The organism is Arsenophonus sp. ENCA (assembly GCF_002287155.1).
Lineage (GTDB): Bacteria > Pseudomonadota > Gammaproteobacteria > Enterobacterales > Enterobacteriaceae > Arsenophonus > Arsenophonus nilaparvatae.
On record NZ_NHNG01000266.1, the window covers coordinates 1 to 2,116 of the forward strand.

Consider the following 2,116-nt stretch of genomic DNA (forward strand, 5'->3'; position numbering starts at 1 on the left):
ACTGCTTACTTGCAAGAATATTTTATAGATATCTTTAATGCATGGATAACCGGACAAAATATGAACATCCTGATTTTTTCTTGTTTTTAAATTTATACTTCTTTTTTAGAGACTGCGAAACTCGTGACTTCTTTTAACTCATAATAATCATTCTGCCATGAAACAGATTTTTTCTCAAAACGCCCCTGTAATCCACGGTGGCTACAATCAGCAAGCATTGATTTACCAATGAAAAATTCTACCATAAAATTATTTTCATTCTCTTTTCTAGGTAGTTCAATGGCATATCGTTGCACATCTTCTTCAACTGCTGGATAAGACGCCATTATCTCGGCCAAATTATCATTTGCCATCGTATATGATGCCGTTAAAATCATTGCCAGTAGTGAAAAGGTATATTTATTCATGACTAAATCCTCCTTAATAAAAGGTAAAAAATCGTTTATATCAAGCGAATTGATTTGTTTTTAATATTTATTTAAAATCATATAGTTAGATATAATATTCGGCATGAAAATTATAATGATGAAAGCTGTTAAATCTTAATTATTATATTTAAATTAAAGCTCAATAATTTTTTTAGTAGCTGCTCCCAAATCACGAATTCTTTTCTCATTTGAACCTCTCACATCCATCCTTCCGAGCACAAGGTTAAAAACGTCATCAATTAGATAAAGAGATCGCTGAATCAAGAGCGTTCTATAATTATAATAGAGCTATTAACAATGGCTAGTAGTAAAATTATCAGTATTTTTTAACCACTGCTGCTGATTGAGTCGATAAAGAATATGTTCCTGTAGGGGATGAGCCGATGGTAACGCCGGATGTAAAAAATTATGCGTATCTTTTTCCATGGTTAATTTTTTCATCAAATTTTCAGAGGGACGATTAATTTTAGCGGTAAAAGAGACAATTTCAGGCATTTCTTGCTGCAAAAAAGCAAAATCTATACGCTACGAGCAGCTTCATAAGCCAATCCTTGCCGCCAAAATGGCTTAGCTAATCGCCAGCCAATTTCAGTACAAGGCATAAAAGGTAGATCATATGCGGGAATATTGAGTCCTACAAATCCAATAAATTGCTTCTGTGCTCGCAACTCTACCGCCCACAATCCCCAACCTTGCTGTTGGATAAATTTCTGTCTAATACTTTCAATGAAAGCATCACTTTGTTTTTTTGAAAGTAAGTGTGGGAAATAATGCATAACATCAGGATCACTATTAAGACGATAAAAAGGGAGCCGATCAGCTTCTCGCCATTCCCTTAAAATTAAACGAGGAGTCTTTAGGATAATAACCATGCATTACCAATTGAAAAAGATTTCACTATCAATATAACACCGCATTCTATCACGTTAGCAAAAAATGCTCATTTACTTTTAGGTATATCTTCAATAGCTTCTAATTTTATTACTTTTTCCGATTGATGCTCAATTTTCTCAGATTGGCCTATGAATATACCACCACGCTTAATTGACATATGACTGACTCGGCTGATCCCTCGCAATTCACCATGTTCCAGGATATCCAGGTTATTTCCCAAGCAAGCGCCATCAACCAAACCATCAATAATCATATCCGGCGCTTCAATTTCACCTTCAATTTTTCCACCTTGCATGATGTGGATAGTTCCTTCAGTTACTGTGACATTACCTTTAATATGTCCCCAAACATGAATATCACCTTGTATCTTGAAAAGGGTTTAAAATAGCCACGAGTGAATTTGGCAAGGTGTATGCAGCCCGATTTCTCCTAGGGCTCATAGCCCGTAAGTCAGCTAATGGCGCATACACTGAGCCACTCATCTTAAACCCGAACAGTTGTCCGTACTCCATAACGCATTTGCAAGGATGGGTAATAATGAGTCTGCCAAGTCCATTTTGTGTAGGTATCGATGTTTCGAAAGCAACGCTGGACATTGCCGCCAGCAGCGCAATTGAGCAATTTTCGGTTGCCAATGACGCTGACGGTTTTGATTCCATCATTGTTGAGTTGAGAAAGCACGCCGTTGCGCTTGTGCTGATGGAAGCCACTGGAGGACTTGAAGCCGCCGTGGCCTGTGCGCTTCAGGCTGAAGGTTTTGAGATCGCTGTGGTCAACCCCAGGCAAGCCCGTGA

3 protein-coding genes and 1 pseudogene are annotated in these 2,116 nt (G+C 37.8%); 1 reads left to right on the forward strand and 3 read right to left on the reverse strand.

Annotation, left to right across the window (positions count from 1 at the left end):
- Positions 1 to 92: 92 nt before the first annotated feature.
- The 3 genes and pseudogenes from CBG25_RS06945 to CBG25_RS06955 form a co-directional block, all read right to left on the reverse strand.
- The gene (locus CBG25_RS06945; protein ID WP_290605582.1) at positions 93 to 407 is read right to left on the reverse strand and encodes an ecotin family protein; all 315 of its coding nucleotides are present in this window, start codon (positions 405 to 407) and stop codon (positions 93 to 95) included.
- Positions 408 to 719: 312 nt separating this feature from the next.
- Positions 720 to 1,300, reverse strand: a pseudogene (locus CBG25_RS06950) (GNAT family N-acetyltransferase).
- A 68-nt stretch (positions 1,301 to 1,368) separates the two neighbouring features.
- Positions 1,369 to 1,689 carry a polymer-forming cytoskeletal protein gene (locus CBG25_RS06955; protein ID WP_290605586.1) on the reverse strand — a complete coding sequence of 107 codons (321 nt, stop codon included), beginning with the start codon at positions 1,687 to 1,689 and terminating at the stop codon, positions 1,369 to 1,371.
- Between the two features lie 170 nt (positions 1,690 to 1,859).
- Between CBG25_RS06955 and CBG25_RS06960 the strand changes: the two genes are divergently transcribed.
- Positions 1,860 to 2,116, forward strand: a 257-nt coding sequence (locus tag CBG25_RS06960; protein WP_290605584.1) for a transposase, incomplete at its 3' end; no start/stop codon positions are given.

Bases quoted from the DNA above. Each gene is read 5' to 3' on its own strand.
- CBG25_RS06945 (WP_290605582.1), bottom strand. From the start codon at position 407: ATGAATAAATATACCTTTTCACTACTGGCAATGATTTTAACGGCATCA.